General features: G+C 66.3%; 22 protein-coding genes and 1 pseudogene. 22 read left to right on the top strand and 1 reads right to left on the bottom strand.

Annotated elements, in window-relative coordinates; all coding sequences use genetic code 11:
* The first annotated feature begins 37 nt into the window (after positions 1-37).
* The 21 genes from CFB35_RS05285 (at position 38) to acpS (ending at position 18,810) form a co-directional block, all read left to right on the top strand.
* Positions 38-673, top strand: coding sequence for a DUF177 domain-containing protein (locus tag CFB35_RS05285; RefSeq protein WP_059574012.1), 636 nt, complete (start codon positions 38-40; stop codon positions 671-673).
* 98 nt (positions 674-771) lie between these two features.
* Complete coding sequence (rpmF, locus tag CFB35_RS05290) at positions 772-951, top strand: 50S ribosomal protein L32 (protein WP_006051932.1); 180 nt, start codon at positions 772-774, stop codon at positions 949-951.
* A 129-nt stretch (positions 952-1,080) separates the two neighbouring features.
* Positions 1,081-2,187 carry a phosphate acyltransferase PlsX gene (gene plsX / locus CFB35_RS05295; protein ID WP_059574011.1) on the top strand — a complete coding sequence of 369 codons (1,107 nt, stop codon included), beginning with the start codon at positions 1,081-1,083 and terminating at the stop codon, positions 2,185-2,187.
* Positions 2,188-3,177, top strand: a complete 990-nt coding sequence (locus tag CFB35_RS05300) for a beta-ketoacyl-ACP synthase III (protein ID WP_006476506.1) — start codon at positions 2,188-2,190, stop codon at positions 3,175-3,177.
* A gap of 84 nt (positions 3,178-3,261) precedes the next feature.
* Entirely contained in the window at positions 3,262-4,194 is a 933-nt protein-coding gene (gene fabD / locus CFB35_RS05305) for an ACP S-malonyltransferase (protein WP_059574321.1), read from the top strand.
* Positions 4,195-4,230: 36 nt separating this feature from the next.
* Positions 4,231-4,980, top strand: a complete 750-nt coding sequence (gene fabG / locus CFB35_RS05310) for a 3-oxoacyl-ACP reductase FabG (RefSeq protein WP_059574010.1) — start codon at positions 4,231-4,233, stop codon at positions 4,978-4,980.
* Between the two features lie 144 nt (positions 4,981-5,124).
* A complete protein-coding gene (gene acpP, locus CFB35_RS05315) occupies positions 5,125-5,364 on the top strand; it encodes an acyl carrier protein (protein WP_004197638.1) in 240 nt (79 codons plus the stop codon).
* A 164-nt stretch (positions 5,365-5,528) separates the two neighbouring features.
* Positions 5,529-6,761: a beta-ketoacyl-ACP synthase II gene (gene fabF, locus CFB35_RS05320; protein WP_059574009.1), complete on the top strand. Its 1,233-nt coding sequence runs from the start codon at positions 5,529-5,531 to the stop codon at positions 6,759-6,761.
* Between the two features lie 11 nt (positions 6,762-6,772).
* Entirely contained in the window at positions 6,773-7,237 is a 465-nt protein-coding gene (locus tag CFB35_RS05325; protein ID WP_059574008.1) for a hypothetical protein, read from the top strand.
* A gap of 91 nt (positions 7,238-7,328) precedes the next feature.
* The gene (gene rpoE, locus CFB35_RS05330; protein WP_006490873.1) at positions 7,329-7,928 is read left to right on the top strand and encodes an RNA polymerase sigma factor RpoE; all 600 of its coding nucleotides are present in this window, start codon (positions 7,329-7,331) and stop codon (positions 7,926-7,928) included.
* A gap of 86 nt (positions 7,929-8,014) precedes the next feature.
* Complete coding sequence (locus CFB35_RS05335; RefSeq protein ID WP_059574007.1) at positions 8,015-8,632, top strand: sigma-E factor negative regulatory protein; 618 nt, start codon at positions 8,015-8,017, stop codon at positions 8,630-8,632.
* A 5-nt stretch (positions 8,633-8,637) separates the two neighbouring features.
* Positions 8,638-9,690, top strand: coding sequence for a MucB/RseB C-terminal domain-containing protein (locus tag CFB35_RS05340; protein ID WP_059574006.1), 1,053 nt, complete (start codon positions 8,638-8,640; stop codon positions 9,688-9,690).
* A gap of 16 nt (positions 9,691-9,706) precedes the next feature.
* Entirely contained in the window at positions 9,707-11,191 is a 1,485-nt protein-coding gene (locus CFB35_RS05345) for a DegQ family serine endoprotease (protein ID WP_059574005.1), read from the top strand.
* Positions 11,192-11,198: 7 nt separating this feature from the next.
* Positions 11,199-11,477: a glutaredoxin family protein gene (locus CFB35_RS05350; RefSeq protein WP_059574004.1), complete on the top strand. Its 279-nt coding sequence runs from the start codon at positions 11,199-11,201 to the stop codon at positions 11,475-11,477.
* A gap of 157 nt (positions 11,478-11,634) precedes the next feature.
* On the top strand, positions 11,635-13,428 hold the full coding sequence (lepA, locus tag CFB35_RS05355) for a translation elongation factor 4 (protein WP_021159691.1): 1,794 nt from the start codon (positions 11,635-11,637) through the stop codon (positions 13,426-13,428).
* Between the two features lie 16 nt (positions 13,429-13,444).
* Positions 13,445-14,338: a signal peptidase I gene (lepB, locus tag CFB35_RS05360; RefSeq protein ID WP_059574003.1), complete on the top strand. Its 894-nt coding sequence runs from the start codon at positions 13,445-13,447 to the stop codon at positions 14,336-14,338.
* 152 nt (positions 14,339-14,490) lie between these two features.
* A complete protein-coding gene (rnc, locus tag CFB35_RS05365) occupies positions 14,491-15,726 on the top strand; it encodes a ribonuclease III (RefSeq protein WP_059574002.1) in 1,236 nt (411 codons plus the stop codon).
* A 60-nt stretch (positions 15,727-15,786) separates the two neighbouring features.
* Positions 15,787-16,686 (top strand): GTPase Era, encoded by a 900-nt coding sequence (era, locus tag CFB35_RS05370; RefSeq protein WP_006476493.1) that lies wholly within the window; start codon positions 15,787-15,789, stop codon positions 16,684-16,686.
* On the top strand, positions 16,673-17,509 hold the full coding sequence (gene recO, locus CFB35_RS05375; RefSeq protein WP_059574001.1) for a DNA repair protein RecO: 837 nt from the start codon (positions 16,673-16,675) through the stop codon (positions 17,507-17,509). Before era ends, recO begins: the two co-directional genes overlap by 14 nt.
* Positions 17,506-18,282: a pyridoxine 5'-phosphate synthase gene (gene pdxJ / locus CFB35_RS05380; protein WP_059574000.1), complete on the top strand. Its 777-nt coding sequence runs from the start codon at positions 17,506-17,508 to the stop codon at positions 18,280-18,282. Before recO ends, pdxJ begins: the two co-directional genes overlap by 4 nt.
* An 81-nt stretch (positions 18,283-18,363) precedes the next feature.
* Complete coding sequence (acpS, locus tag CFB35_RS05385; RefSeq protein WP_059573999.1) at positions 18,364-18,810, top strand: holo-ACP synthase; 447 nt, start codon at positions 18,364-18,366, stop codon at positions 18,808-18,810.
* Between the two features lie 33 nt (positions 18,811-18,843).
* Here acpS and CFB35_RS05390 read toward each other — a convergent pair.
* A pseudogene (locus CFB35_RS05390) lies at positions 18,844-19,062 on the bottom strand (zinc ribbon domain-containing protein); the annotation flags it as partial.
* A 136-nt stretch (positions 19,063-19,198) separates the two neighbouring features.
* On the opposite strand from CFB35_RS05390, the gene nagZ reads away from it, so the two are divergent.
* Entirely contained in the window at positions 19,199-20,227 is a 1,029-nt protein-coding gene (gene nagZ, locus CFB35_RS05395; RefSeq protein ID WP_059573998.1) for a beta-N-acetylhexosaminidase, read from the top strand.
* The last annotated feature ends 44 nt before the right edge of the window (positions 20,228-20,271 follow it).

Below are 20,271 nucleotides of genomic sequence, written 5' to 3' on the forward strand. Positions count from 1 at the left end.
CCGGATCCCGCAAGTCAGCCTGTAGACAGGAGCGCGCATGAACACTTCTTCTGGCAAACCTGCGGCGACGCTCGACCCGCAGGCGGTCGACCTGTTCGAGTTCGCCCGCAGCGGGCGGCAGGCGGCTGGCGCGGTGCACCTGTCGCAACTGCCGCGCATGTTAAACGAAGTGCCGGCGGACGCGCCAGATCGCGACACGGTGTTTACGTGGCAGGCGGAAGGGTTCACGCAGAAGGAGTTGCAGGACGACGGCACCGACGGGCAGCAGCCGTATCTGCGCCTCGCGGTGCACGGCCATGCGTGGCTCACGTGCCAGCGCTGCATGACGCCGTACGACCAGACGTTCGACGTCGACATGACGTACCGGATCGTCGCGACCGAAGAAGAAGCCGAGGAATTTCCGCTCGACGACGATGAAGCCGATGTGATCGTGGGCTCACGCCAGTTCGATCTCGTCGACTTGATCGAAGAGGAGTTGCTGCTTTCGTTGCCGCTCGTGCCCAAGCACGAGGTTTGCCCGGCAGTTCACGAAAGCCTCGTGTCGGGTGCGAGCGGTCCCGCGGAAGAGACGGACGAGGCGTCCGACGAAGCCGAGGACGAAGGCAAACGGCCGAATCCGTTCGCAGCGCTGCAAGCGTTGAAGAAGGACGGTGACGGCACCAAGAAACACTAAGCAGTCGTGGCGCGGGAAGGCGTAAGGGCTTTGGGCCAGGGTAGTTAAGCGCCGGATCGGGCTGTGTTAGAATCCGGAAAATTATTTAGGAGTTAGTCATGGCAGTCCAGCAAAACAAGAAGTCGCCGTCGAAGCGCGGCATGCATCGTTCGCACGATTTCCTGACGGCAGCGCCGCTGGCAGTCGAGCCGAGCACGGGTGAAGTGCACCTGCGTCACCACGTCAGCCCGAACGGCTACTATCGCGGCAAGAAAGTCGTCAAGACGAAGAACGACTAAGCGTCAAGTCACGCGTTGCGCGCTACGTTCGCCGTTCGCGTGACAATTGGTTCGCTTGACACTTTCCTGGCTCAACGAAAAGGCGGCATTCAACTGCCGCTTTTTTGTGCCTGAAATTCGTCGCATTCCATGACCGTAAAGCTCACAATCGATTGCATGGGAGGCGACCACGGCCCGTCCGTGACCGTTCCCGCGGCAGTCAAGTTCGTCCGCGCGCATCCCGATGCGCACCTGATGCTCGTCGGCATCGAAAGCGCGATTCGCGCTCAGCTCAAGAAGCTGAAAGCCCTCGACGATCCCGCGTTGACCATCGTGCCCGCCACCGAAGTCGTGGCGATGGACGACCCTGTCGAAGTGGCGCTGCGCAAGAAGAAGGATTCTTCGATGCGCGTCGCGCTCAACCAGGTCAAGGAAGGCGCGGCGCAGGCCTGCATCTCCGCCGGCAATACCGGCGCGCTGATGGCCGTTTCCCGTTACGTACTCAAGACGCTGCCCGGCATCGAGCGGCCCGCGATCGCGTTCGCGCTGCCGAACCCGACCGGCTACACGATGATGCTGGACCTCGGCGCGAACGTCGACTGCGAACCGCAGCATCTGCTGCAGTTCGCGGAGATGGGACATGCGCTCGTGGCCGCGCTCGAAGGCAAGGAGCGCCCGACGATCGGCCTCTTGAACATCGGCGAAGAGGTCATCAAAGGCAACGAGACGATCAAGCGCGCAGGCGAGCTGCTGCGCGCCAGCACGCTCAACTTCCGCGGCAACGTGGAAGGCAACGACATCTACAAGGGCACCGTCGACGTGATCGTGTGCGACGGCTTCGTCGGCAACGTCGCGCTGAAGACGTCCGAAGGGCTCGCGCAGATGCTGTCGGACATCATCCGCGAGGAGTTCGGCCGTTCGCTGATGTCGAAGCTGATGGCGCTGCTCGCGCTGCCCGTGCTGATGCGTTTCAAGAAGCGCGTCGACCACCGCCAGTACAACGGCGCGGCGCTGCTGGGGCTGAAGAGCCTCGTGATCAAGAGCCACGGTTCGGCCGACGCCTACGCGTTTGAGTGGGCGATCAAACGCGGGTATGATGCCGTCAAAAACGGGGTGCTGGAGCGCCTCGCGCGCGCGATGGCGGATAATTCAGTGTCGCTCGGCGATGGCGAACACGACGCGGGCGGCTCGGGCCATGCAAGCCCGGCCCCAGGCCATCACGCCGAACCTTCCGCTGCGCAATCCTCTAAAGCATAAATGGCCCAATCGACTCTCTATTCCCGCGTGCTCGGCACGGGCAGCTATCTGCCGCCCGACCGCGTCACGAACCAGCAGTTGACCGATCGTCTCGCGAAGGAAGGCATCGAGACCAGCGATGAATGGATCGTGGCGCGCACGGGCATCCATGCGCGCCATTTCGCCGCACCGGACGTCACGACGAGCGATCTCGCGCTCGAGGCGTCGCGTCGTGCGATCGAGGCGGCCGGTGTCGATCCGCAGTCGATCGACCTGATCATCGTCGCGACTTCGACCCCCGATTTCGTGTTCCCGAGCACCGCGTGCCTGCTGCAGAACAAGCTCGGCATCAAGAACGGCGGCGCGGCGTTCGACGTGCAGGCCGTGTGTTCGGGCTTCGCGTACGCGATGGCGACGGCCGACAGCTTCATCCGCAGCGGCCAGCACCGTACGGCGCTGATCGTCGGTGCGGAGACGTTCTCGCGCATTCTCGACTTCAAGGACCGCACGACCTGCGTGCTGTTCGGCGACGGCGCGGGCGCGGTGATCCTGTCCGCATCGGAAGAGCCGGGCGTGCTCGGCAGCGCGCTGCACGCGGACGGCAGTTACTCGAACATCCTGTGCACGCCGGGCAACGTCAATCGCGGCGTGATCGACGGCAGCGCGTTCCTGCACATGGACGGGCAGGCCGTGTTCAAGCTCGCGGTCAACGTGCTCGAAAAGGTCGCGATTGAAGCGCTCGCGAAGGCGAATCTCGCGCCCGAGCAAATCGACTGGCTGATTCCGCACCAGGCCAACATCCGCATCATGACCAGCACCTGCCGCAAGCTCGGCCTGCCGCAGGAGCGCATGGTCGTGACGGTCGACCAGCACGGCAACACGTCGGCCGCGTCGATTCCGCTGGCGCTCGACGCCGCGGTGCGCGACGGCCGCATCCAGCGCGGCCAGCACGTGCTGATCGAAGGCGTCGGCGGCGGCTTCACCTGGGGCGCGTCGGTCTTCCGTTTCTGATCCGCGGCGCGCGATTTGCCGCGCGCGGATCCCGTCGGCGCGCCGCTCGTGCGCGCCGTCCGCATCGATTCAATTGGGGACGATATGAAATTTGCATTCGTTTTTCCGGGGCAGGGCTCGCAGGCGATCGGCATGCTCAACGCATTCGCCGATCTGGCCGTCGTGCGCGAGACGCTCCAGGAAGCGTCCGATGTGCTCAACCAGGATCTCGGCAAGCTGATCGCCGAAGGTCCGGCCGAAGAGCTGAACCTGACCACCAACACGCAGCCCGTGATGCTGACCGCCGCATACGCGTGCTATCGCGCGTGGCAGCAGGCAGGCGGCCCGGCGCCGTCGATCGTCGCCGGCCACAGCCTCGGTGAGTACACGGCGCTCGTCGCGGCCGGCGCGATTGCATTCAAGGACGCGGTGCCGCTCGTGCGCTTCCGTGCGCAGGCGATGCAGACGGCCGTGCCGGTCGGCCAGGGCGGCATGGCCGCGATCCTGGGCCTCGACGACGACACGGTGCGTGCGGTGTGCGCCGAGGCCGCGGAAGCGGGCGTCGTCGAAGCGGTGAACTTCAATGCGCCCGCGCAAGTCGTGATCGCAGGCAGCAAGGCCGCGGTCGAAAAGGCGTGCGAGATCGCGAAGGCGAAGGGCGCGAAGCGCGCGCTGCCGCTGCCGGTGTCGGCGCCGTTCCATTCGTCGCTGCTCAAGCCGGCGTCGGACCAGCTGCGCGACTACCTTGCGAACGTCGACGTGAAGGCGCCGCAGATTCCGGTCGTCAACAACATCGACGTCGCCGTGCTCAGCGATCCGGCCGCGATCAAGGATGCGCTGGTGCGCCAGGCCGCGGGGCCGGTGCGCTGGGTCGAGTGCGTGCGTCACATCGCGGGAACGGGCGTCACGCACGTGATCGAATGCGGTCCGGGCAAGGTGCTCGCCGGCCTGACGAAGCGCATCGACGGCAATCTGACGGGCGCGTCGGTGTTCGATCCGGCTTCGCTCGACGAAGCGCTCAAGCTCGCGACCGCCTGACGCGGCGCCTTTTCCCAAGCAACGGATATTCGATTCATGGACAAGACTCTCGATAAACAGGTTGCGATCGTGACCGGCGCGTCGCGCGGCATCGGCCGTGCGATCGCACTCGAACTCGCGCGCCTGGGCGCGACGGTGATCGGCACGGCGACGAGCGAATCGGGCGCCGCCGCGATCACCGCGGCGTTCGCGGAAGCGGGCGTCACGGGCCGCGGCGCGGTGCTGAACGTCAACGACGCGGCCGCCGCCGAGGCGCTGATCGATGCGACCGTGAAGGAATTCGGCGCGCTGAACGTGCTCGTCAACAACGCGGGCATCACGCAGGACCAGCTCGCGATGCGGATGAAGGACGAGGACTGGGACGCGGTGATCGACACCAACCTGAAGTCGGTGTTCCGCCTGTCGCGCGCGGTGCTGCGCCCGATGATGAAGGCGCGCGGCGGCCGTATCATCAACATCACGTCGGTGGTCGGCTCGGCCGGCAATCCGGGTCAGGTCAACTACGCGGCCGCGAAGGCCGGCGTCGCGGGCATGACGCGCGCGCTCGCGCGCGAAATCGGCAGCCGCGGCATCACGGTGAACTGCGTGGCGCCGGGCTTCATCGACACCGACATGACGAAGACGCTGCCGGAAGAACAGCAGGCCGCGCTCAAGACCCAGATTCCGCTCGGCCGACTCGGCAGCCCGGAGGACATCGCCCATGCCGTCGCGTTCCTCGCATCGCCGCAGGCCGGTTACATCACCGGCACGACGCTGCACGTGAATGGCGGCATGTACATGTCGTAACGGTTTTCGTTTACCATCCGCGCCGTATCCCGTTTTTCAGGCGGACCGGCGCTTGATCGACCATCAAGCCAACGCGCGTTTTGGCGTCAGCAAACCTGATAAAATGCGCGCACTTGTAAATCTGAACTTTCCCTCGGAGGGGTAATGGACAACATCGAACAACGTGTCAAGAAGATCGTCGCTGAACAACTGGGCGTCGCGGAAGCCGAGATCAAGAACGAGGCTTCGTTCGTGAACGACCTGGGCGCGGACTCGCTCGACACGGTCGAACTGGTGATGGCGCTCGAAGACGAGTTCGGCATGGAAATCCCGGACGAAGAAGCAGAGAAGATCACGACCGTTCAGCAAGCGATCGACTACGCTCGCGCAAACGTCAAGGCGTAAGCGCCTTTCGCGCTTGTCCGCCACGTCGCCGCGATCTTCGCGATTGACGCGCCATCCTGCCGGCTTCGCGCCGGACGGACTAACAGCCACAGGGCTCGCAGGGCTGGTTCCTGTGGCCACTGTGGCTTTTGTTTTTGTCATCCAATAATGGAAAAGAGGTTACCGTGAGCCGCCGTCGTGTTGTCGTTACAGGCCTGGGGCTGATTTCGCCTGTTGGCAATAATGTTGCCGACGGCTGGGCCAATCTCGTCGCCGGCAAGTCCGGTATCGCCACCGTCACGAAGTTCGATGCGTCGAACCTCGCCTGCCATTTCGCGGGCGAAGTGAAGGGTTTCAGCGCCGAGGAGTACATCCCGGCGAAGGAAGCCCGGAACATGGATACGTTCATCCATTACGGCATCGCCGCCGGCGTCCAGGCCATGCGGGACAGCGGGCTGGAAGTGACCGAAGCCAACGCGGAACGCATCGGCGTGCTGGTGGGTTCCGGCATCGGCGGCCTGCCGATGATCGAAGATACGCACCAGACCTACGTCGATCGCGGCGCACGCCGGATTTCGCCGTTCTTCGTGCCGGGTTCGATCATCAACATGATCTCGGGTCACCTGAGCATCATGTTCGGCCTGAAGGGCCCGAACCTCGCGGCCGTGACGGCCTGCACGACCGGCCTGCACAGCATCGGCCTCGCCGCGCGCCTGATCCAGGCCGGCGACGCCGACGTGATGGTCGCGGGCGGCGCCGAATCGACGGTGTCGCCGCTCGGCATCGGTGGCTTCGCGGCAGCGCGCGCGCTGTCGACGCGCAACGACGATCCGGCCACCGCGTCGCGTCCGTGGGACAAGGACCGCGACGGCTTCGTGCTGGGCGAGGGCTCCGGCGTGATGGTGCTCGAAGAGTACGAGGCGGCGAAGGCGCGCGGCGCGAAGATCTACGCGGAAGTCTCGGGCTTCGGCATGACGGGCGATGCGTACCACATGACCGCGCCGAACATGGACGGCCCGCGCCGCTGCATGGTCGCGGCGCTGCGCGACGCCGGCGTGAACCCGGATGAAGTTCAGTACCTGAACGCGCACGGCACGTCGACGCCGCTGGGCGACAAGAACGAGTCGGACGCGGTGAAGGCGGCCTTCGGCGAGCACGCGTACAAGATGGTGGTCAACTCGACGAAGTCGATGACGGGCCACCTGCTGGGTGGCGCGGGCGGCCTCGAATCGGTGTTCACGGTGCTGGCGCTGCACAACAACGTGTCGCCGCCGACCATCAACATCTTCAACCAGGATCCCGAGTGCGATCTCGATTACTGCGCGAACACCGCGCGTGACATGAAGATCGACGTGGCCGTGAAGAACAACTTCGGCTTCGGCGGTACCAACGGCACGCTGGTGTTCAAGCGCGTCTGACGCTGAATCGCTTGACGAGTCCATTCGATGCTCCGGCCGGGCGTCCGCAGCGCTTTGCGTTGCGGGCCTCGGCCGTGTCGTATTTCGTGCTGGCCGCGTTCGTCGCGTCGGCTGCCGCCTCGGCGTACCTGTTCTGGGCGCCGCGCGCGGGCGCTGCCGCCGGCGCGGGCGTGTCGGCCGTGACGGCTGCACTGCTGGCCGTATGCGCGGTGCGGGCTTGCGCCCGCCGGCTGCCGGCCGAGTTGCGGATCGATGCGTTCGGGGAGATCGCGGCGTTTGGCCGCACCGGGCGCTTGCTGGCCCGCGGCCGCGTGACGGGCCACGCGCACTGGAGCAGCCTGCTGCTGGTGCTGTCGGTCGGGCAGGGCGCCCGGCGCGCCCGGCCGCTGCTGATTCCGGCCGACGCGCTCGATGCCGCGTCGTTCAGCGCGCTGTCGGTGCTGGCGAGAACGGCCGGGGCGGCGGGGCGTGCATGACGACGGCATGGTTACCGACCGTAACCAGCGGCCGGCGCCGGAACGCTACAATAACGCTCCGCGTTGCATCCCTAGTTAACGGATTTGTCAGGTGAGTGAAAAAGAAATCGATCAGGCTCTGGTCGAGCGCGTACAGAAGGGCGACAAGGCGGCGTTCGAACTCCTGGTCTCCAAATACCACCGCAAGATCATTCGGCTGATCTCGCGCCTCGTGCGGGATCCCGCCGAGGTCGAGGATGTGGCCCAGGACGCGTTCATCAAGGCGTATCGTGCGCTGCCGCAATTTCGCGGCGAATCGGCGTTCTATACGTGGTTGTACCGAATTGCCGTCAACACGGCGAAGAACTACCTTGCGACGCAAGGCCGCCGGGCGCCGACCTCCACCGAGGCCGATGCGGAGGAAGCGGAAACTTTCTCCGACGCAGACCAACTAAGGGATATCAACACGCCTGAGTCGATGTTGATGAGCAAGCAGATTGCCGAGACGGTCAACGCTGCGATGGCTCTGCTGCCCGAGGAACTGCGTCAGGCAATCACGCTGCGCGAGATCGAGGGCCTGAGCTACGAAGAGATCGCGGAAATGATGGGCTGTCCGATCGGGACGGTCCGCTCGCGGATCTTCCGCGCGCGCGAAGCAATCGCTGCCAAATTGCGTCCGCTGCTCGATACGCCCGAAGGCAAGCGCTGGTAAGCGCGACGGGCGGAACGACGCGGGTCGGGGTCTAGTTACGGATAGAGTCGTGAAGTCACGACGGGGTGTGCAAGATGGGGAGCATCATGGGGTCGGTCAATACGCAATCGCAGGCGTGCTCGCGCGGCGAGCGCCTTTCCGCGCTGGTCGACGGCGAAATGTTCGATGGCCCGGATCACGGGCAGTTTCTGGCTGAGCTCGACCGCGCGGATCGCGCTGCGTGGGCCCATTACCACCTGATCGGCGATGCGCTGCGCTCGGACGAGCTCGCGCTGCCGCCTGCGCTGAGCGTCGCGTTCACCGCGCGCATGTCGGCCGCGCTCGAAAGCGAGCCGCATCTACTGGCGCCGGCGGCCGCGCCGGTCGCGCGCAAGCTGCTGTCGCTGCGCCGCCGTGTCGTGCCCGCGTTCGCGGTGGCCGCCGCGGCCGCCACGCTGACGTGGATCGTCGTCCCGCAGATGCAGACGGCCGGTGCGCCGGGCGCCGTCCAGGTCGCATCGGCAGGCGCGCCGCAGAACGGCAACCTGCAGCGCGTGACGGTTGCGCAGGCATCGGCCCAGCCGGGCCTGCAGGACGTCAACATCATTCGCGACGCCAGCCTCGACCAATACCTTGAAGCGCACCAGCAATTCGCGCAGCAGCCCGTCGTCACGGGTTCGATGCCGCTGATCCGCGCTGCCGTGACCACCACGCCAGGCCAATAAACCCGATGCGGACATTGCAGTTGAATCACGCCATCTCCGGATGGAAGCGGCTGCCGGCCCTCCTGCTTTGCGCAGCCGCCCTGTTGTCCGTTCAATCCCTTCCCGCCAGCGCCCAGCAACCGGACGATCCCCTCGCCACCCGCAAGGGCGCCGCGGACTGGCTCGACCGCGTCCAGCAGGCGGCGCAGCAGCAGAGCTACGAAGGGACGTTCGTCTACCAGCGCGGCGGGTACGTACAGTCGTCGCGCATCGCGCACGTCGCGTCCCGCGACGGCGAGTTCGAGCGGATCGAGACGCTCGACGGCAAGCCGCGCAAGCTGCTGCGGCATAACGACGAGCTGGTCACGTTCGTACCCGAGCGCAAGCTGTGCGTGGTCGAGCGTCGCCAGACGCGCGATTCGTTTCCGGCGCTGCTCGGTGCAAGCGGCGAGCACGTGATGTCCGTGTACGATGCGAAGCCGCTCGGCAAGGACCGCGTGGCCGGGATCGACGCGCAGGTCGTCGAGCTCGTGCCGAAGGATGCGTACCGTTTCACGTACAAGCTGTGGGCCGACGCCCGCACCGGGCTGCTGCTGCGTTCGCAGACGCTCGACGCGAACGATCACGTGCTCGAGCAGATCGCGTTCTCGCAATTGCAGACGGGCGGTGCAAGCGGCGACAGGGCCGCGATTGCCGCCGGCATGCGCAACCTGAACGGCTGGACGGTCGTGCGCCCGCCGGTCGCGACGGTCGACATGGAAGCGCAGGGCTGGCAGCTCGCGCCGAGCGTGGCCGGCTTCCAGAAGATTCGTGAAGTGCGCCGGCCGATGGCCGCGCGCGATGCGGGCGATCCGCCGATCCCGGTCGATCAGGCCGTTTTCACCGACGGCCTCGCGACGGTCTCGGTCTTCATCGAGCCGGCCGAGAAAAATACGCGCAAGGAAGGCGCGGGCAGCACCGGTGCGACGCACGTTCTCGTGAAGCGTCGCGGCGACTACTGGGTCACCGTGCTCGGCGAAGTGCCGCCGGCAACGTTGCAGCAGTTCGCGTCTGCCATAGAATACAAGGCTTCCAAGTAACGCTACGGCTTCCGACATGACGAAACTCACGCTGCGCAAAGTGCTCGCGGCGGCGGCGCTGTGTGCCTGCCTGCCGCTCGTCCCGCAAACCGCGGTCGCTGTCACGCCTCCCGCTGCCAGCCTGCCCGATTTCGCCGACCTCGTCGAAAAGGTGGGCCCCGCGGTCGTGAACATCCGGACTACCGCGAACGTGCCGGTACCCGGCCCGCGCGGCGTGCTCCCGCCTGGCTTCGACAACGGCGACATGTCGGAATTCTTCCGGCGCTTCTTCGGCATTCCGCTGCCGCAGGCGCCCGGCAACGGCGGCAACCCGAAGAACGCGCCGACGCCGGACAATCCGCCCGACACCGAGCAGAACCGCGGCGTCGGCTCGGGCTTCATCGTGTCGGCCGACGGGTACGTGATGACCAATGCGCACGTCGTCGACGATGCGGACACCATCTACGTGACGCTGACCGACAAGCGCGAATTCAAGGCGAAGCTGATCGGCGTCGACGATCGCACGGACGTCGCGGTCGTCAAGATCCAGGCGTCGAACCTGCCGGTCGTCGCGATCGGCGATTCGAACAAGGTGCGCGTCGGCGAGTGGGTCGTCGCGATCGGTTCGCCGTTCGGCCTCGACAACACGGTCACGGCCGGCATCGTCAGCTCGAAGAGCCGCAACACGGGCGACTACCTGCCGTTCATCCAGACCGACGTCGCGGTGAACCCCGGCAACTCGGGCGGGCCGCTGATCAACATGCAGGGCGAGGTGATCGGCATCAACTCGCAGATCTACAGCCGCACCGGCGGCTTCATGGGCATTTCGTTCGCGATTCCGATCGACGAGGCGATGCGCGTGGCCGACCAGCTGAAGGCGACGGGCAAGGTCACGCGCGGCCGGATCGCGGTGGCGATCGGCGAGGTGACGAAGGACGTGGCCGATTCGATCGGGCTGCCGAAGGCGGAAGGCGCGCTCGTCAGCAGCGTCGAGCCGGGCGGCCCGGCCGACAAGGCGGGCATCCAGCCGGGCGACATCATCCTGAAGTTCAACGGCCGTCCGGTCGATGCGGCGTCCGATCTGCCGCGCATGGTCGGCGACACGAAGCCCGGCACGAAGGCGACGGTCAGCGTGTGGCGCAAGGGTCAGGCACGCGATCTGCCGATCACGATCGCCGAGACGCCGGCCGAGTCGACGGCGAAGGCCGAGCAGCGCAAGAACGCGCCGCAGAAGCCGCGCCAGAGCAATTCGCTCGGCCTGACGGTCAGCGACCTGACGGCGGAGCAGATGAAGACGCTGAAGCTGAAGAACGGCGTGCAGATCGACGGCGTCGACGGCCCGGCCGCCCGGGCGGGCCTGCAGCGCGGCGACATCGTGCTGCGCGTCGGCGACACCGACATCACGAGCGCGAAGCAGTTCGCCGACGTGACCGCGCAGCTCGACCCGCAGAAGGCGGTCGCGGTGCTCGTGCGGCGCGGCGACAACACGCAGTTCGTGCCCGTGCGGCCGCGCCAGAAGTAACCCGCCGATGTTCACGCTCTACGGCCGCGGCTGGTGCCACCTGTGCGACGACATGCGCGACGCACTGGCGCCGGTCGCGGCCGAATTCGGCGTCGCGGTCGACTACGTCGACATCGATACCGATGCGGCGCTCGTCGCGCGTTACGACGAGGACGTGCCCGTGCTGCTGCTGGACGGTGCGGAAGTGTGCCGCCACCGGTTCGACGACGCGCGGGTGCGCGACGCGCTGGCAGCCCGGCGCGATGCTGGCACGCCGCCGGCCGGCGCCGCATTGCATGGGGCTTGATCCGGCGGGCGGCCCCCGCCGGCGCCCCGCGTGGCGGGCCGTCCGAAATCCCGCCCGGCGTAAGCCTTTTCGGCTAAAATAAGCCGTTTTTTCACCGACTTACACAAGGCGTGCTCCGCAGTCGTCGAGCGCGCCTTTTTCGCTTGATCGGCACTGAATGGATCATATTCGCAATTTCTCGATCATCGCGCACATCGACCACGGCAAGTCGACGCTCGCGGATCGCATCATCCAGGTATGCGGCGGCCTCGCCGACCGTGAAATGGAAGCGCAGGTGCTCGACTCGATGGACATCGAGCGCGAGCGCGGCATCACGATCAAGGCGCAGACGGCAGCACTGTCGTATCGCGCCCGCGACGGCAAGGTCTACAACCTGAACCTGATCGACACGCCGGGGCACGTCGACTTCTCGTACGAGGTCAGCCGTTCGCTGTCCGCGTGCGAAGGCGCGCTGCTCGTGGTCGACGCGAGCCAGGGCGTCGAGGCGCAGACGGTCGCGAACTGCTACACGGCGATCGAGCTCGGCGTCGAGGTCGTGCCCGTGCTGAACAAGATCGACCTGCCGGCCGCGAACCCCGAGAACGCGATCGAGGAGATCGAGGACGTGATCGGCATCGACGCGACCGACGCGACGCGCTGCAGCGCGAAGACGGGGCTCGGCGTCGAGGACGTGCTCGAGGCGCTGATCGCGAAGGTGCCGCCGCCGAAGGGCGATCCGGCCGCGCCGCTGCAGGCGCTGATCATCGATTCGTGGTTCGACAACTACGTCGGCGTCGTGATGCTCGTGCGCATCGTCAACGGCACGCTGCGCCCGAAGGACAAGATCAAGATGATGGCGACCGGCGCGCAGTATCCGGTCGAGCACGTCGGCGTGTTCACGCCGAAGTCGCGCAATCTCGAATCGCTGTCGGCCGGGCAGGTGGGCTTCATCATCGCCGGCATCAAGGAACTGACGGCCGCGAAGGTCGGCGATACCGTCACGCACGCGACCAAGGCCGCTGCCGAGCCGCTGCCGGGCTTCAAGGAAGTGAAGCCGCAGGTGTTCGCGGGGCTGTATCCGGTCGAGGCGAACCAGTACGACGCGCTGCGCGAATCGCTCGAGAAGCTGAAGCTGAACGACGCATCGCTGCAGTACGAGCCGGAAGTGTCGCAGGCGCTCGGCTTCGGTTTCCGCTGCGGCTTCCTCGGGCTGCTGCACATGGAAATCGTGCAGGAGCGGCTCGAGCGCGAATTCGACATGGATCTCATCACGACCGCGCCGACGGTCGTCTACGAAGTCGTGCAGAGCGACGGCTCGACGATCATGGTCGAGAACCCGGCGAAGATGCCGGAGCCCGGCCGCATCGCCGAAGTCCGCGAGCCGATCGTCACCGTGAACCTGTACATGCCGCAGGATTACGTCGGCTCGGTGATCACGCTGTGCGAGCAGAAGCGCGGCTCGCAGATCAACATGCAGTATCACGGCCGCCAGGTGCAGCTCACGTACGAGATCCCGATGGCCGAGATCGTGCTCGACTTCTTCGATCGCCTGAAGTCGGTGTCGCGCGGCTATGCGTCGATGGACTACGAGTTCAAGGAATACCGTTCGTCGGACGTCGTGAAGGTCGACATGCTGATCAACGGCGACAAGGTCGATGCGCTGTCGATCATCGTGCACCGGTCGCAGTCGCAATACCGCGGCCGCGAAGTCGCCGCGAAGATGCGCGAGATCATTCCGCGCCAGATGTACGACGTGGCGATCCAGGCCGCGATCGGCGCGCACATCGTCGCGCGCGAGAACATCAAGGCGCTGCGCAAGAACGTGCTCGCGAAGTGCTACGGCGGCGACATCACGCGGAAGAAGAAACTGCTCGAGAAGCAGAAAGAAGGTAAGAAACGCATGAAGCAGGTGGGTTCGGTCGAGATCCCGCAGGAGGCGTTCCTCGCGATCTTGCGCGTCGAAGACAAATAACAGGACTGATCCTTTTATGAATTTTGCGCTGATTCTTTTTGTGCTCGTCGTCGTGACGGGCGTAGCGTGGGTGCTGGACAAACTGGTGTTCCTGCCGCGGCGTCGCAAGGCGGCCGATTCGGCGATCGAGGAGTTCGATCGCCAGCAGTCGCGCATCGACAAGCGTTTCGCGGACGAAAACGCGGCGCAGACGCGCTCGAAGCTGCGTGACGAAAAGCTGCGTCAGCCGTGGTGGCTCGAGTACACGGCGAGTTTCTTTCCGGTGATCCTGGCCGTGTTCGTCGTGCGTTCGTTCGTCGTCGAGCCGTTCAAGATTCCGTCGGGGTCGATGGTGCCGACGCTGCTCGTCGGCGACTTCATCCTCGTCAACAAGTTCGAGTACGGGCTGCGCCTGCCGGTCACCAACACGAAGATCACGCAGGGCAGCCCGCTGTCGCGCGGCGACGTCGTCGTGTTCCGCTATCCGAAGGACGAATCGGTCGACTACATCAAGCGCGTGATCGGCCTGCCGGGCGATACGGTCGCGTATCAGGACAAGCAGTTGACGATCAACGGCCAGCCGGTGCCCGAAGCGCCGCTGCCCGATTACTTCGACGACGAGCGCCAGAATTACGCGAAGCAGTTCGAGGAAACGATCGGCAACAAGAAGAACGCGATCCTCAACAACCCGGCCGTGCCGCCGTTCGTGATGGGCGCATACGACTATCCGTATCGCGACAACTGCACGTACAACAGCCGCGGCGTGATCTGCAAGGTGCCGCCCGGTCACTACTTCATGATGGGCGACAACCGCGACAACAGCGCGGACAGCCGCTACTGGGGTTTCGTGCCGGACCGGAACATCGTCGGCCGCGCGTTCTTCATCTGGATGAACTTCAGCGACCTGAAGCGCATCGGTTCCTTCAACTGATGCATTGATTCACACGCAATACGCGACGCACGGGCCGCGTCGCGTATTGCCGAACTACTTTAAGAACCGGCGGTAACACCGCCTCGTCACGCCTTTTCGTGTCCGGCCGTGCCGTTTCGGCCCGACCGGGCGCCCGCGTTATACTCCTGCACATGCCCCTATCCCAGTTGGAAAGCCGGCTGCGCTACGAATTTCGCAATGCGGAATTGTTGCGCCAGGCTTTGACCCATCGCAGTCACAGTGCCACGCACAACGAACGGCTCGAGTTTCTCGGCGATTCCGTTCTGAATTGCGCGGTGGCCGCCCTTTTGTTCCAGCGCTTCGGCAAGCTGGACGAAGGCGACCTGTCGCGCGTACGCGCCAACCTCGTCAAACAGCAGTCGCTGTATGAAATTGCTCAGGCCCTCAATATCTCGGACGGCCTGCGGCTGGGCGAGGGCGAGCTGCGCAGCGGCGGTTTCCGCCGCCCGTCGATCCTCGCGGACGCATTCGAAGCCATCATCGGGGCCGTGTTCCTCGATGGCGGCTTCGAAGCCGCCCAAGGGGTCATCAAGCGCCTCTATATCCCGATTCTCGACCACATCGATCCCCGCACGCTCGGCAAGGACGCGAAGACGCTGCTGCAGGAATACCTGCAGGGGCACAAGATCGCGCTGCCGACCTATACGGTCGTCGCGACGCATGGTGCGGCGCACAATCAGCAGTTCGAGGTCGAATGCACGGTGCCGAAGCTGGACGTGAAGGTATCGGGCTCCGGCGCGAGCCGGCGCGCGGCCGAGCAGGCCGCCGCGAAGAAGGCGCTCGACGAGGTGATGGCGGCCGCGCCGATGCTGGCCGCGAAGCCGAAGCGCTCGAAAAACGCGCGCGGGTCGAAGCATGTCGAACCCGAGATCGTGCCGGGCGTGAAGGGCGTGCAGGAAGCGCTAGACCTGCGCTCGCCCGAGCGGAAGGAGCGTGCGGCGGCGCGCGAGGCGAGGGCGGGCGGCGCGGTGTCGGCCGTAACGGCTGCGACGGCTGGCGCCGAACCGGCCGTCGCGCCGATGGCCGCGATTCGCGCGGCGCATGTCGAACCGGCGGTGGACAAGGGCGAACGGGCGGCGAAGCCGGCGGCTGACAAAGTTGCCGACAAACCGGCCGAGCGGCTCGACAAGGCCGCGGAAAAGCCCACGGAAAAGCCCGCCGAGGCCGCGCCTCGCGCAGCCGACAAGCCGGCCTGCCACGCAGCCGATCCGGCATCGTCGCCGGCCGACAAGCCTGCGGCGGGGGCCGACTCCGCCGCGCGCACGCCGGCGCGTGCACGCGATGCCGCGGCGCCCGACGCCGAGACGCCGCCCGGCGGCGCGAGCCTTGCTGCCGCGCAGGCGCGCGTGGCCGATGCCGACCACTGAATTGCCCATCGATCGTGCCGCGCGCCGCGCGGCCGTTTCCGAACCTGTCTCCCAAACGATATGAACACTCCCGCTCCTACCGGTTTCCGTTGCGGCATGATCGCGATCGTGGGCCGCCCGAACGTCGGCAAGTCGACGTTGATGAACGCACTCGTCGGCCAGAAGATCAGCATTACGTCGCGCAAGGCGCAGACGACCCGCCACCGCATCACCGGCATCAACACGTTCGACGACGCGCAATTCGTGTTCGTCGACACGCCCGGCTTCCAGACCCGTCACAGCACCGCGCTGAACCGTTCGCTGAACCGCGCGGTCACGTCGACGCTGACGTCGGTCGACGTGATCCTGTTCGTGATCGAGGCCGGCCGCTTCGGGCCCGACGACCAGAAGGTGCTCGACCTGATCCCGCCCGGCATGCCGACGCTGCTGATCGCGAACAAGATCGACCGCGTGAACGACAAGGCCACGCTGTTCCCGTTCATGCAGAAGGTGAGCGAGCTGCGCGAATTCACCGAGCTCGTGCCGTTGTCGGCGCAGAAGCCGGAAGACATCAAGCGCCTGCTGGACACGATCAAGCCGTACCTGCCGGAAGGCGAGCCGATCTACGGCGAGGACGAACTGACCGACCGCAGCTCGCGCTTCCTCGCGGCCGAAATCCTGCGCGAGAAGGTGTTCCGCTGGACCGGCGACGAACTGCCGTACACGAGCACCGTGCTGATCGACAAGTTCGAGGAGGAGGGTCGCCTGAAGCGCATCTTCGCGACGATCCTCGTCGAGCGCGATTCGCACAAGGCGATGGTGATCGGCAAGAAGGGCGAGAAGCTCAAGCAGATCAGCACCGAGGCGCGGATGGACATGGAAAAGCTGTTCGACGGCCCCGTGTACCTCGAGACCTTCGTGAAGGTGAAGAGCGGCTGGGCCGACAACGAGGCGGGGCTGCGTGCCTATGGGTACGAATGACGCGCTGACGTCGACCGAAGACGCGGTGACGGCCGGCGCGAACGACGCGCCGCTGCCGGCACCGCCCGAACCGCCGCGCAAGGCGCGGCGCGCGACGTCTCGCACGTCCGATTTCCGCGTCGCCGAGCAGCCGGCATTCGTGCTGCACAGCTATCCGTATCGGGAAACGAGCCTGATCGTCGACGTGCTGACGCGCGACCACGGCCGGCTCGCGCTCGTCGCGAAGGGCGCGAAGCGCCCGCACTCCGCGTTGCGCGGCGTATTGCAGACCTTCCAGCCGCTGCTGCTGTCGTGGTCGGGCAAATCCGAGGTGCGCACGCTGACGGGCGCCGAATGGGTCGGCGGGATGCTGCCGCTCGGCGGCGACGGGCTGTTGTGCGGTTTCTACGCGAACGAGCTGCTCGTCAAATTCTGCGCGCGCGAGGATCCCCAGCCGCCGCTGTTCAATCATTACGTGCTGACCCTCACGCGGCTCGCGCACGGCGAGCCCGCCGTGCAGGTGCTGCGCTCGTTCGAGCGCGTGCTGCTGCGCGAGACCGGCTATGCGATGGCGCTGAACCGCACGGTCGCCCGCCGTGCGGTCGAACCCGACCGGCGCTACGTGTTCGATCCCGAGCGTGGCGTGCGCAACGCGGACGACGACGTGCCGTCGCACTGGCCGGTCATCACCGGGCAGACGTTGCTCGACATGGAGCAGGACGATTACCATCGAGCCCAGACGGTCGCGCAGAGCAAGACGCTGATGCGCTTCCTGCTGAACACCTATCTCGGCGGTACGCCGCTCGCCACGCGTCAGATCCTGATCGACCTGCAAAACCTATGAGCTTCTTCCTGACAACGCCCACCGCCATCGACCTCGGCGTGAACATCGACCACGTCGCGACGCTGCGCAATGCACGCGGCACGCGCTATCCCGATCCGATCCGCGCGGCGCTCGCCGCCGAAGAGGCGGGCGCGGACGCGATCACGCTGCACTTGCGCGAGGATCGCCGCCACATCGTCGACGCCGACGTGCGCGAGCTGCGCCCGCTGCTGAAGACGCGCATGAACCTCGAATGCGCGGTGACGGCCGAGATGCTCGACATCGCCTGCGAAGTGCGTCCGCACGATGCGTGCCTCGTGCCGGAGAAGCGCGCGGAACTGACGACCGAAGGCGGTCTCGACGTGGCCGGCCACTTCGAGGCCGTGCGGGCGGCGTGCAGGCAGCTTGCCGACGCGGGTGTGCGCGTGTCGCTGTTCATCGACCCGGACGACACGCAGATTCGCGCCGCCCACGAAGCAGGTGCGCCGGTGATCGAGCTGCATACGGGCCGCTACGCCGAAGCGCACGACGAAGCGCAGCAGCAGCGCGAATACGAGCGTATCGTCGCGGGCGTGCAGACCGGCGCGCAGCTGGGCCTGAAGGTCAATGCGGGCCATGGGCTGCACTACACGAACGTGCAGCAGATCGCCGCGATCGACGGCATCGTCGAGCTGAACATCGGCCACGCGATCGTCGCGCACGCGATCTTCGCGGGCTGGGACAACGCGGTGCGCGAGATGAAGGCGATCATGGTCGCCGCACGCGTCGCCGCGCTGCACGGCGGCGCGCGCTGACGATGCGAGGCTGCCGCGCCCCGCACGCCGTTCGCGACGCTCTTGACCCGGCCTCGCCGGGCCACCCCCGCGGAGACTGACATGGCGATCTACGGTATCGGTACCGACATCGCGCAAGTGAGCCGCGTCGCGGCCGTGCTCGAGCGCACGGGCGGCCGGTTTGCCGAGAAGGTGCTCGGCCCCGACGAGCTACGCGTGTTCCACGCCCGGCGCGCGCGCTCCGAGGCGCGCGGCATCGCGTTTCTCGCGACGCGCTTCTCCGCGAAGGAAGCGTTCTCGAAGGCGATCGGGCTCGGCATGCACTGGCCGATGACGTGGCGTGCACTGCAGACGCTCAATCATCCGAGCGGCGAGCCGTACGTGGTCGCATCGGGCGAGCTGGCCGACTGGCTGGCCGCGCGCGGCATCACGGCGCGCGTGACGGTCAGCGACGAACGCGACTACGCGGTGTCGTTCGTGATCGCCGAGACGGACGCTGAAACGGCCGCCGCGCGTGCCCCTGCACCTGTTTCCCGAACCTCCTCCTGACGGAATTCCCGATTCGTTGACGTCATCCACCGCCTAAAGGCGGTGGATTCCCACACCTGGCGATGCATGTCCGCATCGGAGAATGTTCAGCGCAGCGTTGGTATCTCGATCATGCACGACACCACAGCCACTGCAGGCCCACTCTCTTATTCTCAGTCCCGCGATACCTTTCGGCCGCGCCGTGCTGCCTTGCGACCCGCACGCCGAACAGGACTGGGTCGAACCGCTTTCGTCGACTTCCTCGAACGTAGCAGTCCGTTGAGCGACTTCACGCGGTAGCGGTAGACAAGGATCATGCAGGTGATCCTAACCCGTGGAAGAAGCTGCCTGTCAACAGCACCCCTTTCCTTCCCGCCATCAATGGCGGAGTTTCTCGGAGCAAATTCTGATGAAAACGACTCCCGGCCCGGTCATGCTCGACGTCGTCGGCACGGCCTTGTCGCGCGACGATGCGCGGCGCCTCGCGCATCCGAATACCGGCGGCGTGATCCTGTTCGCGCGGCACTTCCAGAATCGTGCGCAGCTGACCGCGCTGACCGACTCGATCCGCGCGGTGCGCGAAGACATCCTGATCGCCGTCGATCACGAAGGCGGGCGCGTGCAGCGGTTCCGCACCGACGGCTTTACCGTGCTGCCCGCCATGCGCCGCCTCGGCGAACTGTGGGATCGCGACGTACTGCTCGCGACGAAGGTCGCGACTGCCGTCGGCTACATCCTGGCCGCCGAACTGCGCGCATGCGGGATCGACATGAGCTTCACGCCGGTGCTCGACCTCGACTACGGGCACTCGAAGGTGATCGGCGATCGGGCGTTCCATCGCGACCCGCGCGTCGTCACGCTGCTCGCGAAGAGCCTGAATCACGGGCTGTCGCTCGCGGGCATGGCGAACTGCGGCAAGCATTTCCCGGGGCACGGCTTCGCGGAAGCCGATTCGCACGTCGCGCTGCCGACCGACGACCGCACGCTCGACGCGATCCTCGAACAGGACGTCGCGCCGTACGACTGGCTCGGGCTGTCGCTGGCCGCGGTGATTCCGGCGCACGTGATCTACACGCAGGTCGACAAGCGGCCGGCCGGGTTCTCGCGCGTGTGGCTGCAGGACATCCTGCGCGGCAGGCTCGGCTTCACGGGCGCGATCTTCAGCGACGACCTGTCGATGGAGGCCGCCCGCGAAGGCGGCACGCTCACGCAAGCAGCCGACGCCGCGCTCGCCGCCGGTTGCGACATGGTGCTCGTCTGCAACCAGCCGGACGCGGCCGAGGTCGTGCTGAACGGACTGAAGGCGCGGGCCTCGGCCGAATCGGTGCGGCGCCTCAAGCGGATGCGCGCGCGCGGCAAGGCGCTCAAGTGGGACAAGCTGATCGCGCAACCCGAGTATCGGCAGGCGCGGGCGCTGTTGAACAGCGCGCTCGCGTAAGCGGGCAGGGATGGCGCGAGTCGCGCCGTTCCGGTCTCCCCGAA

Origin of the sequence: Burkholderia sp. AU16482, from assembly GCF_002223285.1 — a bacterium.
In the GTDB taxonomy this organism is placed as follows: domain Bacteria; phylum Pseudomonadota; class Gammaproteobacteria; order Burkholderiales; family Burkholderiaceae; genus Burkholderia; species Burkholderia semiarida.

Excerpts from the sequence above, each read along its gene's own strand:
- era (WP_006476493.1), top strand. The coding sequence starts at position 15,787 with ATGAACACTCCCGCTCCTACCGGTTTCCGTTGCGGCATGATCGCGATC.
- pdxJ (WP_059574000.1), top strand. The coding sequence starts at position 17,506 with ATGAGCTTCTTCCTGACAACGCCCACCGCCATCGACCTCGGCGTGAAC.
- fabD (WP_059574321.1), top strand. The coding sequence starts at position 3,262 with ATGAAATTTGCATTCGTTTTTCCGGGGCAGGGCTCGCAGGCGATCGGC.
- lepA (WP_021159691.1), top strand. The coding sequence starts at position 11,635 with ATGGATCATATTCGCAATTTCTCGATCATCGCGCACATCGACCACGGC.
- CFB35_RS05300 (WP_006476506.1), top strand. The coding sequence starts at position 2,188 with ATGGCCCAATCGACTCTCTATTCCCGCGTGCTCGGCACGGGCAGCTAT.
- acpS (WP_059573999.1), top strand. The coding sequence starts at position 18,364 with ATGGCGATCTACGGTATCGGTACCGACATCGCGCAAGTGAGCCGCGTC.
- CFB35_RS05340 (WP_059574006.1), top strand. The coding sequence starts at position 8,638 with ATGCGGACATTGCAGTTGAATCACGCCATCTCCGGATGGAAGCGGCTG.
- plsX (WP_059574011.1), top strand. The coding sequence starts at position 1,081 with ATGACCGTAAAGCTCACAATCGATTGCATGGGAGGCGACCACGGCCCG.
- fabG (WP_059574010.1), top strand. The coding sequence starts at position 4,231 with ATGGACAAGACTCTCGATAAACAGGTTGCGATCGTGACCGGCGCGTCG.
- nagZ (WP_059573998.1), top strand. The coding sequence starts at position 19,199 with ATGAAAACGACTCCCGGCCCGGTCATGCTCGACGTCGTCGGCACGGCC.
- CFB35_RS05335 (WP_059574007.1), top strand. The coding sequence starts at position 8,015 with ATGGGGTCGGTCAATACGCAATCGCAGGCGTGCTCGCGCGGCGAGCGC.
- acpP (WP_004197638.1), top strand. The coding sequence starts at position 5,125 with ATGGACAACATCGAACAACGTGTCAAGAAGATCGTCGCTGAACAACTG.
- recO (WP_059574001.1), top strand. The coding sequence starts at position 16,673 with ATGGGTACGAATGACGCGCTGACGTCGACCGAAGACGCGGTGACGGCC.
- rpmF (WP_006051932.1), top strand. The coding sequence starts at position 772 with ATGGCAGTCCAGCAAAACAAGAAGTCGCCGTCGAAGCGCGGCATGCAT.
- CFB35_RS05285 (WP_059574012.1), top strand. The coding sequence starts at position 38 with ATGAACACTTCTTCTGGCAAACCTGCGGCGACGCTCGACCCGCAGGCG.
- lepB (WP_059574003.1), top strand. The coding sequence starts at position 13,445 with ATGAATTTTGCGCTGATTCTTTTTGTGCTCGTCGTCGTGACGGGCGTA.
- CFB35_RS05345 (WP_059574005.1), top strand. The coding sequence starts at position 9,707 with ATGACGAAACTCACGCTGCGCAAAGTGCTCGCGGCGGCGGCGCTGTGT.
- CFB35_RS05350 (WP_059574004.1), top strand. The coding sequence starts at position 11,199 with ATGTTCACGCTCTACGGCCGCGGCTGGTGCCACCTGTGCGACGACATG.
- rnc (WP_059574002.1), top strand. The coding sequence starts at position 14,491 with ATGCCCCTATCCCAGTTGGAAAGCCGGCTGCGCTACGAATTTCGCAAT.